Source organism: Aerococcus sp. 1KP-2016 (genome assembly GCF_002252085.1).
Classification (GTDB): Bacteria; Bacillota; Bacilli; order Lactobacillales; family Aerococcaceae; genus Aerococcus.
In genome coordinates this window covers 1-14102 of sequence record NZ_NEEY01000044.1, presented here as the reverse complement: position 1 = coordinate 14102, position 14102 = coordinate 1, and the positions used below count along the sequence as shown (strand labels likewise).

14 protein-coding genes and 3 tRNA genes are annotated in these 14102 nt (G+C 40.9%); 1 reads left to right on the top strand and 16 read right to left on the bottom strand.

Annotation, left to right across the window (positions count from 1 at the left end):
• Positions 1 to 354: 354 nt before the first annotated feature.
• On the top strand, positions 355 to 579 hold the full coding sequence (locus tag B9P78_RS07695) for a hypothetical protein (RefSeq protein ID WP_026465862.1): 225 nt from the start codon (positions 355 to 357) through the stop codon (positions 577 to 579).
• A 237-nt stretch (positions 580 to 816) separates the two neighbouring features.
• On the opposite strand, the gene B9P78_RS07690 is transcribed toward B9P78_RS07695, so the two are convergent.
• The 16 genes from B9P78_RS07690 to B9P78_RS07615 form a co-directional block, all read right to left on the bottom strand.
• On the bottom strand, positions 817 to 1464 hold the full coding sequence (locus tag B9P78_RS07690; RefSeq protein WP_094518906.1) for a hypothetical protein: 648 nt from the start codon (positions 1462 to 1464) through the stop codon (positions 817 to 819).
• A gap of 473 nt (positions 1465 to 1937) precedes the next feature.
• Positions 1938 to 2297, bottom strand: a complete 360-nt coding sequence (locus B9P78_RS07680; protein ID WP_094518904.1) for a hypothetical protein — start codon at positions 2295 to 2297, stop codon at positions 1938 to 1940.
• Between the two features lie 248 nt (positions 2298 to 2545).
• Positions 2546 to 2716, bottom strand: coding sequence for a hypothetical protein (locus B9P78_RS09815; protein WP_158520586.1), 171 nt, complete (start codon positions 2714 to 2716; stop codon positions 2546 to 2548).
• Positions 2717 to 2719: 3 nt separating this feature from the next.
• Positions 2720 to 3355 carry an FAD:protein FMN transferase gene (locus tag B9P78_RS07675; RefSeq protein ID WP_094518903.1) on the bottom strand — a complete coding sequence of 212 codons (636 nt, stop codon included), beginning with the start codon at positions 3353 to 3355 and terminating at the stop codon, positions 2720 to 2722.
• 104 nt (positions 3356 to 3459) lie between these two features.
• Positions 3460 to 4017 (bottom strand): FMN-binding protein, encoded by a 558-nt coding sequence (locus B9P78_RS07670; protein ID WP_094518902.1) that lies wholly within the window; start codon positions 4015 to 4017, stop codon positions 3460 to 3462.
• A 199-nt stretch (positions 4018 to 4216) separates the two neighbouring features.
• Positions 4217 to 4495: an arginyl-tRNA synthetase gene (locus B9P78_RS07665; protein WP_094518901.1), complete on the bottom strand. Its 279-nt coding sequence runs from the start codon at positions 4493 to 4495 to the stop codon at positions 4217 to 4219.
• A 388-nt stretch (positions 4496 to 4883) separates the two neighbouring features.
• A complete protein-coding gene (locus tag B9P78_RS07660; RefSeq protein ID WP_094518900.1) occupies positions 4884 to 7424 on the bottom strand; it encodes an ATP-dependent Clp protease ATP-binding subunit in 2541 nt (846 codons plus the stop codon).
• A 17-nt stretch (positions 7425 to 7441) separates the two neighbouring features.
• Positions 7442 to 7900 carry a CtsR family transcriptional regulator gene (locus B9P78_RS07655; protein ID WP_094518899.1) on the bottom strand — a complete coding sequence of 153 codons (459 nt, stop codon included), beginning with the start codon at positions 7898 to 7900 and terminating at the stop codon, positions 7442 to 7444.
• A gap of 237 nt (positions 7901 to 8137) precedes the next feature.
• Positions 8138 to 9151 (bottom strand): isocitrate/isopropylmalate dehydrogenase family protein, encoded by a 1014-nt coding sequence (locus B9P78_RS07650; RefSeq protein WP_199445755.1) that lies wholly within the window; start codon positions 9149 to 9151, stop codon positions 8138 to 8140.
• A 33-nt stretch (positions 9152 to 9184) separates the two neighbouring features.
• Positions 9185 to 10501 (bottom strand): CitMHS family transporter, encoded by a 1317-nt coding sequence (locus B9P78_RS07645; protein WP_094518898.1) that lies wholly within the window; start codon positions 10499 to 10501, stop codon positions 9185 to 9187.
• A 261-nt stretch (positions 10502 to 10762) separates the two neighbouring features.
• A complete protein-coding gene (locus B9P78_RS07640) occupies positions 10763 to 11467 on the bottom strand; it encodes an HAD family hydrolase (protein ID WP_094518897.1) in 705 nt (234 codons plus the stop codon).
• A 388-nt stretch (positions 11468 to 11855) separates the two neighbouring features.
• The gene (locus B9P78_RS07635) at positions 11856 to 12899 is read right to left on the bottom strand and encodes a glycosyltransferase (RefSeq protein WP_094518896.1); all 1044 of its coding nucleotides are present in this window, start codon (positions 12897 to 12899) and stop codon (positions 11856 to 11858) included.
• 15 nt (positions 12900 to 12914) lie between these two features.
• Positions 12915 to 13517, bottom strand: a complete 603-nt coding sequence (locus B9P78_RS07630; RefSeq protein WP_094518895.1) for a TVP38/TMEM64 family protein — start codon at positions 13515 to 13517, stop codon at positions 12915 to 12917.
• A gap of 241 nt (positions 13518 to 13758) precedes the next feature.
• Positions 13759 to 13832: transfer RNA gene (locus tag B9P78_RS07625), tRNA-Pro, on the bottom strand.
• Positions 13833 to 13849: 17 nt separating this feature from the next.
• Positions 13850 to 13923 (bottom strand) — tRNA-Arg (locus tag B9P78_RS07620).
• A 15-nt stretch (positions 13924 to 13938) separates the two neighbouring features.
• A tRNA-Leu gene (locus B9P78_RS07615) sits at positions 13939 to 14023 on the bottom strand.
• Between the last annotated feature and the right edge of the window lie 79 nt (positions 14024 to 14102).

Genomic DNA, 14102 nt, shown 5'->3' with positions numbered 1-14102 from the left:
GTTTCACATAAAGTTTCAATCTATCAAGAGTCGCTCCGCTACTACTCTTGACAGATTGAAATTTATGAGAAGTATTGTCGACAACAGGAATTAAGCCAAATTGCATGTATTAAAAAAGAGCTGACCAATCGGTCAACTCTCATAAAATTTACTCTAACTTTTGGAGTCCACTATAAATGTCTAAGGGGGTTTTTATTTTGGGTTGAGGTTTGAAAAGCTGGATACCTAAGCATGTACGTTATACGTCTATATTAGTTGATTCAAAACTGACACTAAAAATTAGGGCTATCTTTATGCAATAAATTTTTTTATACTAAAAAAATGGAAGCGCTTTACAAGTTAGGAGGGGAGTTCGTGACTGTTCAAGATGTAGTTGAAATAGATATATGTTATAACGATTATTTTATTGAGGTTTTTACTATTGAATATGGAGATTTAGAAAGTCTTATTCAAAGCTTAAAAAATGATAAGCAGAAAAGCTTTGTACTTAGTAACAAGACATTCTTTAAAAAAGATTTGAACTCAGTTTCTATAGTTGACCATGGATTAGGATTTATTTTTATAGATGTTAACGACTAAAAATAGAAAAGGGTGGGTTAATAAATGAAAATCATTAGACTAATTTTTACTACAACATTACTTGCTTTAGGATTTAATTTTATAGTTAATGAGAATATTGTCGACAACAGGAATTAAGCCAAATTGCATGTATTAAAAAAGAGCTGACCAATCGGTCAACTCTCATAAAATTTAGTCTAACTTTTGGGGTCCACTATATCTGAAGTTCAGAGCTTTTTCTTATACAAATAAATAAAATTATTTAGTTGCTTTAGCTTCGCGTGATTGGGCAATACGTGCAACAAGCGAACGAGCAGCTGGTGCAAAACCAACTAATGTATAGGCAACAAATAGGAACATAAATGCAGGAATTGCATTGATGTAGCTAATTGACGCAACGTGAACAAAAGTTACAGCAACAGTCGCAGCTACTGCACCGTTGATCCAAGTTGCAGCCTTAGCAGATTGGAATGGTGCGAATGCTTTTTTCACAAATTGTAAAGCAGGAACGCGTTTCACTAACCATGCAACAGCAAAGATAATAGCGTAAGCAGCTAAACCATTTACCATCATGAAGGCAGCTTGACCAGAAACCGCAGCTAAACCTAAAGCTTGTAAACCAGTAGCATGTAATTCAACAATTACTAATGCCATAGTTGCAGCTAAACCATTTTTCATGAATTTACTTGGTAAACCAATAGTATTTTCAATCCATTGTGGACGAGAAGCTAAGAAAATTGCAGCTAACATCCAAACATAAGCGTAGATACCTAAGTTAATTGGTAACATTGAAGCTTGATAATATGGATCAATACCATTTGAAACAGCGAATGTTAACGGTAGTGGCAAGGCGAATAAAATAATGGCCCACATGAAATTTTTGATAAAACCTTGTGATTTTGTCATAATGGTCGCTCTCCTATAATCTATTTTGTACATGTACACTATATTCAGTGTAATACATATCACTTATATTTGAAAGTCTTATGCTGAAAGCTTTCAACTTATTTGTGAACATTTTTTCATATTATCACACTCGCAAGTCTTGTCAAGGGTGAAAATAACAGCCTTTTTCTTATCTGACCTAGTTTATCAAATTTAGTATATGGTCGCACATATGATAAACAAAATTTGTATATTTTTAGCCAAATTACGCCAAGTATTTTTTGGCCCAATCGCCAAGCCCGTAAAGCTATCATGTCCTGCAACACAAATTGTATATATACCCTGTAATATAGGCCGATAACAGCTACTATTTCCCTCAATAGTAGCCCCCTCTCTTGGCATAAACGCACTACCAGCAACAATAGTACCCCCTTCTAGCGAAAAAGTGTGCTTTTCCCAGAGATAGCAACCCAAACAAAAAATGAAGGATTGGCCTACGCCAATCCTTTCATCGCGTAGCCAGCGAAGGCGATGATGGTATAGAGGATAAATAGCAACATAAAATTGTTGATTTCACTGATATAGTCGACGGCGAATACATGTACGAAAATCAGAGCGGTTGCGATAATTAAGATGCGGTGAATCCAAATGGTTACTTCATGGGTAAAGATGGGCGCCAAGAGTTGCTTGATCCATTTGAGTAGTGGCACACGGCTCGTTAACCAGCCGGCTAGGAAAATCAGGGCATAGGCTACCAGACCGTTATACATCAAAAACGATATCTTCCCTGCTAGTTTTGCTAGTCCATCTGTCTGTAAAAATGTCGAATGCAAATCCAATAAGACGAGGGCCATCGTGGCCGTTAATCCATGTATGAGATACATGTCTGGTAGGCCAATCGTCTTTTCAATCTACTTTGGTCGCGTGGAGAGGAATATGAGGGCTAACATCCAAACGTAGGCGTAAATGCCTAAGTCGATGGACATTAACGTGCCCCGATATAGAGGGTTAATGCCGTTGGTTACGGCGACGATTAGGGGTAGGAACAAGGTGAATAAGATTACCGCTCAGATTAAATTTTTGTAGAGTTAAAATTTTTTGGTCATGTGCGCCACGCTCCTGCTTGTATACTTGTGATTTGTCCGCTTGTATCGACCATTGTGCCGCTTAGTTGATGATCAGCAACCAACTGGCGCCAGTCATTGCTATCGGCTGCAATGCCGGTTGTGGCCCATACGTCAGCTTTGATTAGGGAATCCGCGTAGATGGTCACTTGTTAATATGGATGTTGACCCGCATCGAGCCAAATATGGTCGCCACGTTTATTGAGACCGGATGTAGCGACCGCCCCATTTTTTAGGTCATATTTAGCGATTAAGCCTTGTAGATTGGCCGGATTTTGTATGCCCACATGCCAGATGAAGTCACTAGCTGCTTGACTAGCTACCATCATGTCGCCACCGCCATTTATTGTAGCCGCAATTACACTATGATCATCCACCAAGGGCTTCAAATAACGCGTGAAGACGCGCTCTATGGCCCACCCTTTCACCAGAACCATTGGATTGTATACACCCGTCTTAAAGGCGTCAAATACGCCATTCGTCACTTGTTTGGCCCACGTGGTCAAGGTCAATACTGCCGTATAATCCGGATACAAAAAGAATTCTGGCACCGTCCCTTCAAAACGTGGATACCGACTCACCCAGGAATCCGCCTTATATGGTGAAAATCGTTCATCAATTAGGGCGAGCTCCTGGTCAATTTTTTGAATGGTGTCATCAAAGATCTGATGTAAGATTGGGTTCTCAGCTTCCGTATTGGCCACAACGACTTGTACTGTAAAAGGGATATTCATATGGTTTAGGACTGTGGTTTGATAGCTGTAAGGATGAATATCCGCTCGGTTCATAGGGTTCACGCTTTCTTGGTGGATTGGTAGATGACTAGTGATGGTTTAGCTGTCTATGTGGACGATCAGGTTCGCTTGAACTTTGTCCGTCCTTTTCCAAAAGTTTAACTTAGGGCTTGGTTTAAGGCATCTTGCAGTGATTCGGTGAAGCCGTCATAGGTTTCGATTGCGCCAGAGATTTGTTGGATGTCGGTGCTTTTTGCGGTGATGGCTTCTTCAATATAGGTTGGCAAGGCTTGGGCGTTAATGGATTCAGATTGGCGTTCTTCATTTGGATATGCCAGGGTTGTAATGTCAGCCAAATGGCCATCGGTAATGGTAATTTGCAGCTGAATTTGCCCGTGTGGTGTGGCTACAGTATCACTAGTGTAAGTACCATCTGTATAGGCAGAGCTCGACGTCTCGCTGCTTGATGTATCTGTTGTTTCTGTTGTGTCGGCATTAGCAATATCCGTTGCTGTGGCAGTAGTTCCGCTAGTATCTGTGGTTTCAGTGACCGTTTCACTTGAACTTGTATTTGTGGTTGCTGCACTCGCAGTGTCGGTTTCAAGAGAGGCATCGGTGTTGTCGATATTTGGTTTCACTAGCGTGTAATAGATATCGCCGGCAATTGATAAGCCTACGACTGAGGCAAATAAACTTTGTGCTAGGATTTTTTTCATCAGGATTCACCCATTTCTTATGCGGTATATACGAAGGGTTCAATAGCTACAATGTGACCTGCAAAAACCAGGCTTCTTTCATTTGTAACATTATCCTTAAATTGATGAAGAAAATACGTGTTTTTGTTAAATATTTTATAATTGGGCAAAAAAATCCCCCACCCCGACCGCAGTCGACATGAGGGATTTCCATTTAAGTTTATTTTACGTGACGTTTTACTTGGCCAGCTGCAAAATCTACGGCGTCAGCCGCGTAATCTTTAGCTTTATCAGCGAAAGAGCGATCTGGTAAAAACGATACTTCATCAGCTTTGCGTGCCAATTCACGACGTGTGTGACGTAGTTGACGATTGGCATCATCAATTAGGCTACTTACTGCAGCATTTTTATCCTCTTGGTATAAAGCAATTGCGGCAATGCCAGCGATAGCTGCAATCGCACCTAATGCGATAAGACCTTTTTTAGTTGATTCTTCCATGAAAATCACTCCCTTTAATTGTTATATATATTATAACATATCCAATCCCCCGCAAAAAACGATAAGACACAGTTTTGCACCGAATCTCCATTCATCATGATCTTCGCATTTTGGAGCCCATGCCCAAGTTTATGCGTCTCTTCAATGTACGATCCTCAATAAGTAACTTATCTTGGAAAAATAGGCCTCTCTTCAAACAAACCTGTGACTTATTTGACCACAATAGGCCTCTCTTCAAACAAACCTATGACTTATTTGAACACAATAAGTCACAGCCCAAAAGAAATCGAAATGTATGTTTGTGCCGAGCACAAACATGTCTTACATGTACTAATTCAACAAAAAAACTGGACCAAATGGATGGCCCAGTTGAATCTTCTATATCAATTTATTTGCCAGATTTGATTAAGTCTTTGACGTCATCAGTGTCTTCTTGGCCATCCGGATGTTTCACGCGGATGTACAATTCTCCTTGACGGGCGCCGACCGTTACCACATCGTCAGCTTGGATACGACCAGCAATCAGCATTTCTGCAATTGGATCTTCCACTTTTTGTTGGATGACACGACGTAATGGACGTGCACCGTATTCTTTGTCGAAACCTTTGCTTGCAATCTCTTTGTTGGCAGCTTGTGTCACACGAAGTTTCACACCTTGTTCTGCTAACAACTTGCTAAGCGCAGCCGTGAATTTTTGAACGATTTCGATGATTTGATCTTCCGCTAAGGTATGGAAAGTGATAATTTCATCGACACGGTTTAAGAACTCAGGTCTAAAGGCTAGCTTCAATTCTTTACGGATACGGCTATCCATTTCGCTATGGTCTTCACTTGCTTGTTTGGCACCGAAACCTAATGTCTTCTCGTCACGGATGGCTGTGGCACCCAAGTTAGATGTCATAATCATTACCGTGTTACGGAAGTCTACTTTACGGCCTTTAGAGTCAGTGATGTAACCATCGTCTAAGACTTGTAATAGCATATTGAATACATCTGGATGCGCTTTTTCGATTTCATCGAATAAAACGACTGAGTATGGTTGTTGACGAACTTGTTCAGTCAATTGACCACCCTCATCATAGCCTACATATCCAGGGGCTGAACCAATCATACGAGAGGTTGAGTATTTTTCCATGTATTCAGACATGTCTAAACGAATCATGTGATTTTCAGAACCAAATATTTCGCTAGCAAGGGATTTGGCTAATTCAGTCTTACCAACCCCAGTAGGTCCAAGGAACATGAATGAACCGATTGGACGGTTTGGATTTTTGATACCTGAACGGGCACGACGTACGGCACGAGACACAGCCTTCACAGCTTCGTCTTGACCCTTCACACGTTTGTGTAATTGCGTTTCAAGTGTCAACAATTGTTGGTTCTCAGATTGGGTTAATTGTTGCACGGGTACACCCGTCCACATTGCGACAATTTCTGCTACTTCCTTACCACCAATTTCAAGGTCGTAATTGATATCTTCTTCTACTTGTGGATTGTTATGTAAATCAAAGATTTTTTGTGTAAGGGCTTGTTGTTGTTGATGTACTTCAGCAGCCTTCTCAAATTCTTGTGTATTCACATAGTGTTTCTTCAAGTTTTCAAGATCCATTACTTGGGTACGAATACCCGCAATTGTTTGGTGTCTTGAATCCTTGTCAGCGTGGTCTAAGCGAGCTGTTGCAGCCGCCTCATCCATAATATCGATGGCCTTATCTGGTAAGAAGCGGTCAGCAATATAACGGCTACCTAAACGAACTGACGCTTCGATAGCTTCATCAGTAATGGCTACACGGTGGAATTTTTCGTAATCTTTACGGATACCTTTTAGAATTTCAATCGCATCTGTTTCGGATGGTTCTTCAACCAATACTTTAGCGAAACGACGTTCTAAAGCGGCATCTTTTTCGATGTATTTTTGATATTCATTAAGGGTTGTGGCACCAATTACTTGGACATGACCACGCGCCAAGGCATGTTTCATCAAGTTGGATGCATCGATAGCACCTTCAGCGGCACCAGCACCGATTAAACTATGTAACTCGTCGATAAATAAGATGACATTGCCATCTTTTTCAGTTTCTTCTAGCAAGTTCTTCACGCGGTCTTCAAATTCCCCACGATACTTGGTACCTGCGACTAAAGAACCGACATCTAACGAAACAACTCGTTTATTGGCTAAGGTTGATGCAACCTCATTTTTCGCAATAGCAATTGCAACTGCTTCAGCAATGGCTGTTTTACCTACACCTGGTTCACCCACTAAGACAGGGTTATTTTTGGTACGGCGGCTTAAGACTTGCATAACACGACGTAATTCTTTTTGACGGCCGACAACGGGATCTAATTGTCCGTTGCGGGCTTGCGATGTTAAATCACGCGTTAACGAATCTAAGGTTGGTGTCGCACTTTGTGGACGTTTGCTACCACGTGCTGCTTGTTGTGTGTTGTTCGCTTCATTGTTGCGGTTGCGAACAGGCGGGCGTTGACCGATTGCACGGTAGATGTCCTTGCGTAATTTTTCAATGTCTACATCTAAGTTTTTTAGAATGCGGACAGCTAATACTTGGTCTGCAATTAATGACAGAAGAATATGCTCTGTGCCAACAAGGGTTACTTGTTGACGTTGTGCTTCTTCGCCAGCAATGTATAAGACTTTACGTGAGCGTGGTGAGTACACCAAACGGCTCAACTCAATCGGATTTTCATCGGCTTCATCTTGGCCATAACCAATGACAAATTCAACTTCTTCTCTAACAGCATCGTAACTTGGCAAGTGATTCACTAAAACATTGTGCGCAATTCCCTCAGGTTCACGGTACAATCCTAGCAACAAGTGTTCTGTTCCAATGGCTTTATGACGAAATTGCTTTGCTTCTTCAGCAGCGTACAACAAGGCCTGTTTTGCTTTCTCTGTGTAAATTTCGCTCATAAGGTCCCCCTATCTCGTTACCGGTATTTTAATTTCAACAACATAGCTTCTAAAATCAGTGATCTGATTTCATCGGCATTGACAATTTTGCTAAGGGCATCCTTATCAATTGCAGAGTGCATAATTTGTGCTTCATTTTCGGTAACAATTTCATTGACTAATAGATTTTGAATAATAGCAGTCGCGTCGCTCAGGCTGGTTTTACCTTTAATTAAATCAACCATTGCGTCGATCAAATCAGCTTCATCCACTATTTCTAGTTTCATGATGCGGATATAACCACCACCACCACGCTTACTTTCTACGATATACCCCTTTTGCGGTGTAAATCGCGTATTGATAACATAATTAATTTGGGAAGGTACACACTTGAAATGGTCAGCAATTTCACTTCGGCTAATTTCAATATGTTCTTCTTGTTGGAGTATTTGTTTCAAATAGGACTCTATAATATCAGACATATTTTTATTTTTCATTTTTCTCACCTCAAGCCTGACTAATTTTCCATACTATTCCTTGACTAATTTTGACTAATCACTCTTATCATACGAAATTCAATCAATTTAGTCAATCCATAAGCTTGTCAGAAGCTTGACCAATTCCCCCCCTCTCCAATATTTTTCTAGCAACAGATAGCAAAAGGGTAGCGTAAAAGGTTACTAGTGACTTCCCTTTACCCCACCCAATGCTTAAAAGAGCTAGATATTCATATGTTATTTCAATAATTGTGAGATGATTCTATCAGTAAATGCTGTTGTAGACAAGTCTCCACCCAAGTCGCGGGTAAAATTATTTGCGTCAGACAAAACAAGTGCCAAAGCTTCGCGTAATTTCTTCGCATCATCTTGTAAAGAAATATAATCTAATAAGTCCGCAAAAGCTAGTAAAATGGCTGTTGGATTTGCAATTTCTTTTCCGGCTATATCTGGTGCTGAACCATGAACGGCTTCAAAGATGGCTATATCATCACCAATATTGGCTCCCGGCACCAAACCTAAGCCACCAATCAAGCCGGCCATCAGGTCTGATAAAATATCCCCGTACAGATTTTCCGTCACGATAACGTCAAATTGTTGTGGCTTCATGACCAATTGCATGGCCATATTATCCACCAACACTTCGCGTGTTTCAATCTGCGGATACCCTTCGGCAACTTCACGCGCTACTTTCAAAAATAGACCATCTGATAACTTCATGATATTGGCTTTAGTCACGATTGCTACCGAATGACGATCGTTGGCAACCGCATACTCATAAGCTGCACGGACAATACGCTCCGTTGCTTGTCGTGTAATAATTTTAATTGAATGTGCTTCATCCGGTGAAATTTGCTCTTCAACGCCGGCATATAAATCTTCCGTATTTTCTCTAAACAAGACAATATCCACATCACGATGCAAGGCTGGAATTTGACCGAGCACGCGAATTGGTCGGATGTTGGTGTGTAAGTTGTAGTGCTTGCGTAGACTCACATTCACACTGCGAAAACCATGACCAATCGGGGTAGTAATTGGACCCTTCAAAGCAACCCTATTCTTATCCAGTGATGCGTATACATCTTGTGGAATCAGTTCACCCGTCTGATCAAAAGCCTCTTGACCAGCCACCACTTCATCCCAGACAATTGCCGTGTTGAGTGCTTGAGCAACCCGCTTCACAGCCACAGTAATCTCCTTACCGATGCCATCGCCCGGAATGAGTGTGATACTTTTCTTATCTTCTGCCAAAAAATCACTCCTTTTCCAATCCTGTTAGTCCTATTATAGCGAAATCGGTAATAGGTTAAAAATGGCAGCCGTGATCACGTAAACGATGAAAATTCCTGTGGATACGACAAGACCTTTCTTTTGCCATTCGCCCCATTCAACGCCTGTTAAACCAAGTAATACGTATGAGAATGGTACAAGCGGGCTAAATAGATGGAATGCTTGACCGATTAATGAAGCAAAGGTCAATTGTAATGGTGTAAAGCCATATGCAGAGCCGGCTTCGGATAGAATCGGCATCATGCCATAGTAGAAGGCATCATTGTGTAAGAAGTAGGTACCTGGCGCTGAAATAATCGCTACGATTAGGTCGTAGAAGCTACTTAATGACTCAGGAATAATGGCAATCAATGAGTTAGCAATGGCGTCAGACATACCTGTTGCATTCAAAATCCCCATGAAGATACCAGCACCGAATACCGTCATTACTACGGCATTGGCTTCAGATGCATTGCCGTCGATACGTTCTTTTTGGTCTTTAGGATTTGGATAGTTGATGAGTAAGGTCAAGACTGTCCCAACCATAAAGATAATGGCAGACGGTACTGAACCTTGTACTAAGGCATAAATCACTGCGACTACAATCAATAAATTGATCCAAACGTTTTTCGGACGACGCAATTTCAAGGCTTCAGGGTCTTCAATGACCATCATGGATTGCATTTCTTGTTCTGACAAGTTCACCACACCCAGCGTTTTACGTTCTTGCAAACCGAAAATCCAAGCGATCACAAACATGTAAGCCAAGCCAGCAATCATCATCGGTACTAAACCAGCCATTACATCATTCGTTTCAACACCCATAACGGCAATAGCACGGGCTGTTGGTCCACCCCATGGCAATAAGTTGACGATTGAATGTGAAGTCATCGTTAGCACAGCTAAGTTCAATAACGACATGTTCAATTTTTTATAGATGGGCACCATAGCGGTACACACAATAATCATGGTGGCTGTACCATCCCCATTTAGGGAAACCGCAGCAGTTAGAGCAACGGTTGCTATGGCAACTTTCAATGGATCCCCTTTAGCAAAGCGAATCATTGCATTAGACAAGGGATCAAATAAACCAGCATCAATCATGATGGTAAACATATAAATAGCGAAAAATAGCATAATCCCTGTCGAAGCAGTTGTTAACAAGCCATCCATAGCAGCCTGGCCAATATCAATATTCCATAACCCAAAAACCTGACCTACAATGGCCCAGAGTATTGGTAAGAAGACCAAACCAATAAAAGGCGACATCTTCTTGCGCATGATCACAAACATAAAAACAATAATTAGGGCATATCCCATTCCAGCTACCATAAATAAAACACCTCCAAATTTTTCCTTGCATTGTACAATTGGATTCATCATGTACTAATGTGTTTTTAATGTCAATGTAGTTTACATAAATTGCATGATTTTGCCATTTTATGTCACATATAATGGCACTTATATTTGTTTTATCTATTGGAAAGAAAAAAGCCACCAGAACGCATGTCCTGATGACCCAATTCATATGAGATAATCTCACATGAGATGTTCACTTTTGTATTTTAAAAGTACGATTTAAAGTCGCTGATTTTATAAACCCGTGATTAAGGTGCGAATTTCTAAGAAATCGTCTGTCGTGCACGTGGCTACCGTATTTTCACGTTCTTCTTTGGCGAAATGAATGGCTTGCCACCCAGCATTGATGGCACCTTCAACGTCATTCGCATAGTCATCCCCAACAAACAAGATATCGTGTGGGTCAACTTGTAAATCACGCGCAATTTGATCAAAGGCTGCTTTATGTGGTTTCGACACGCCCATGGCTTCTGAAATATACCAACGTTCTTGCGGAATGTATTTTTCCATGCCAAGACTTGATAGTTTGTCAATTTGGGCTTTTGTTGAGCCATTGGTTAAGACAAATAAATGTTGCCCTGAAACCATCGCTGCTTCCATTAAAGCTACTAATTCATCGGATAATGTTAATTTGTGTTGGAAATCATTCTTAGCTTGATTAAATTTCTTGGCTAAGTCCTCATCAATTTCCTTACCAAAATGCGCATACGTCAAAATCACGCGGTCATTTTTAAAGGCCGCTTCGGTTTTTTTACCAGTCATAAATGCTTGGTATTCACTTTCTGAAAATTGCGCATAGATATGGTTGAATGTCGCAAAATCTACATCAACAGCATAACCGGCTTCTCGGCCTTCTACTTGCATTAAATCAAATGTCTGTTCATAAATTGTTAAACGGTTGTATATGGTATCGTCTAAATCAAATCCAAGTGCTTTCATATCTATCCCCTTTTCAATCATTTTTCAATTTTACCAAAGACAATTGCATTACGCATTAAAAAGAGGCCGAAATGATAAAGATACGATGGATTTGATTAGGCATCTTTTACACACCAACCACTAGCGCCCTTGTCTAATCCGCGTTTGAGGGGGTTTTTGATAGAAAGTATCATGATATATATTTTTGCTTCTATCCTGGTTGATAAATCCAGAATTACGGTACTATTTATTGATATTGGTGCGCGTCCTATGAAGTTGCGGTACTATTTGCTAAGATTTGCGCGTCTCCGACCAAAATGCGATACTATTTGCCAAGATATGCGCGCCTCCGACGTCTACACACAAAAAAAAATCCCAGAACATCCAAGTTCCGGGATTTTGATATTTGCTAGAAGGTACCGAAGAAGTTGTTGCTTTCTTGCTTTTCTTCTTTGAGTAAACCCATGGCATATTGATATTCATAAATGTATTGTTGCCCTACATTTTGAATGCTCTTAAGGCTGGCTTGTTGGTAACCACTGTTTGAAAGTGATGGTAAATCACCGTCTAATAATCCCTGTAATTTGTTTTTAAAGTCATCTAGGCTATTTGCCTTGTAGACATCTTTGTCGCCTGCTAAATAGTCAAAAACAGGCAAATCAGACACTATCGTATCCACACGGCTGGCTAAGGCTTCTAAAAGGACGATACCTTCTGTTTCCTCATGCGTCATGAATAAATATACGTCCGCCATCTGATAGGCAACACGCACCTCATCACGCGGAATGTAACCAGCGAAGATAAGGTTGTCCAGTTTGGTATTGATCGCCTTTTTCACATCTTTAGGCAAGGCATAAGGATTTGAGTAGCCAAACCAAATAAAAGTTACCTCGGGCATTTGTTTGGCTAGTTCGACAAACTCAATAATACCCTTACGTTCGATTTGAAGGCCGACGGAAATGGCGACTTTCTGGTCTGATGCTAGCTTGAAACGCGCGCGCATGGCTTGAACTTCGCCCTCGCTCGCCTGCCAGTAAGACAAATCAATACCGTTTGAAATCACGTGAATGGGCTTGTCAATATCGTAACGTTCAAGGACGTCTTTGGAATATTGGCTGGGCGTCAGGATTAAATCGGCTGAGTTGTAGCATGTGTTCAACCAATATTTGAAGCCTTTCGATGCTTGATTTGAGAACATGTAGGAGTTTTTGAAGTCCTCCATAGTTGAATGGGCATGGTAGACTACCGGCTTGCCCGCTGCTTTTACCCGTTTGGATAGCATTAATGAATTGGGGAAAACAGTGTTGATATGGGCAATATCAAAGTCATCCTTATAGTTTGTTGTATAAGGAATGCCCGCTGACGTAAGGGCCATTTCTTGGTGCAATTGCGCACGCCCCACGCCACTTTGTTTAATTGATTTTTTCATATCGCTATGTAGTAAGATTTTCATACGAATCTCCCTAACTTAAAAGAATTTGCCTGCTAGATCTATGATAAAAATAGTTGCGTAGGAGTAGATCAGGATGGTGACGGGTTTTCCGACCGCTAAGATTTGAACAAACCGTTTGAAAGACAAGTTTGTTAGACCAGCCACATAACATACAACATCTGCAGGCATGAAGGGTAGAATGAGCCCTAAAATTAAGATGCGCTCAAATCGATTTCGATCTTCTAACCAGTGAATGGCCTTTGCATAATATTTATCCCCTACGAGAATGTGAACGAGACTGCGACCAAATCTACGTGCCAAGTAGAAATTGAATACAGAGCCAAGAAAAATGGGTAACAAGTTACACATAAATCCGCCCACGTTACCAAACATGTACACGCCTAACGGAATGGTCACAGATCCCGGAATAACCGGTATCACCGTCTGCAAGAATTGAATGAGTACAAAAACGATAGGTGCTGTCACACCAAATTGCTTCATAAAATCAAGAAACGCCTGCTTATCCGTCAATAAACCCTTGTGCCAAGCCCAAATCATAAAAGCAATTGTGGCTACCGTACCAACTATGTTTAACACGTTAATAAGCTGTTGGACAAACTGTTCATGACGTTTCACCATAGAAATCGCATCCTAAGCATAATTCACATCTCCAAAAAGCTAATTATTCTCTTTACTAAAAACAGTATAACAGTATTTACGTTATTCTTCTTCAATAAACATTGTAAACTTTTTATAAACAATTCCACTAGGCCTTAAGTCTTATTTATTGGCGAAAAAGACAATTGCGGCCAATGTGATTACTTTTATTATATAACAAAAATCAAAAAAATAGGATAACCCTACTGAGCTACCCCGTTAGTCGGGAAAACAGGATTCGAACCTGCGACCCCTTGGTCCCAAACCAAGTGCTCTACCAAGCTGAGCTATTTCCCGTACATAAAAATAAAACATGCACCCAGCAGGATTCGAACCTGCAACCGCTTGATTCGTAGTCAAGTACTCTATCCAGTTGAGCCATGGGTGCAAAAATATAAAAAAATGCCGAGGACCGGGGTCGAACCGGTACGAGGTTAACCCTCGCAGGATTTTAAGTCCTGTGCGTCTGCCAATTCCGCCACCCCGGCATATTTATAAAAATATTTAAATGGTTTGTCTTGTTAAGACAAAGCGGAAAACGGGGTTCGAACCCGCGACCCCCACCTT

Coding starts and splice junctions, on each gene's coding strand:
- B9P78_RS07630 (WP_094518895.1), bottom strand. CDS start 13,517: ATGGTGAAACGTCATGAACAGTTTGTCCAACAGCTTATTAACGTGTTA.
- B9P78_RS07670 (WP_094518902.1), bottom strand. CDS start 4,017: ATGAAAAAAATCCTAGCACAAAGTTTATTTGCCTCAGTCGTAGGCTTA.
- B9P78_RS07675 (WP_094518903.1), bottom strand. CDS start 3,355: ATGAACCGAGCGGATATTCATCCTTACAGCTATCAAACCACAGTCCTA.
- B9P78_RS07665 (WP_094518901.1), bottom strand. CDS start 4,495: ATGGAAGAATCAACTAAAAAAGGTCTTATCGCATTAGGTGCGATTGCA.
- B9P78_RS07690 (WP_094518906.1), bottom strand. CDS start 1,464: ATGACAAAATCACAAGGTTTTATCAAAAATTTCATGTGGGCCATTATT.
- B9P78_RS07635 (WP_094518896.1), bottom strand. CDS start 12,899: ATGAAAATCTTACTACATAGCGATATGAAAAAATCAATTAAACAAAGT.
- B9P78_RS07660 (WP_094518900.1), bottom strand. CDS start 7,424: ATGAGCGAAATTTACACAGAGAAAGCAAAACAGGCCTTGTTGTACGCT.
- B9P78_RS07655 (WP_094518899.1), bottom strand. CDS start 7,900: ATGAAAAATAAAAATATGTCTGATATTATAGAGTCCTATTTGAAACAA.
- B9P78_RS07645 (WP_094518898.1), bottom strand. CDS start 10,501: ATGGTAGCTGGAATGGGATATGCCCTAATTATTGTTTTTATGTTTGTG.
- B9P78_RS07640 (WP_094518897.1), bottom strand. CDS start 11,467: ATGAAAGCACTTGGATTTGATTTAGACGATACCATATACAACCGTTTA.
- B9P78_RS07680 (WP_094518904.1), bottom strand. CDS start 2,297: ATGGCCCTCGTCTTATTGGATTTGCATTCGACATTTTTACAGACAGAT.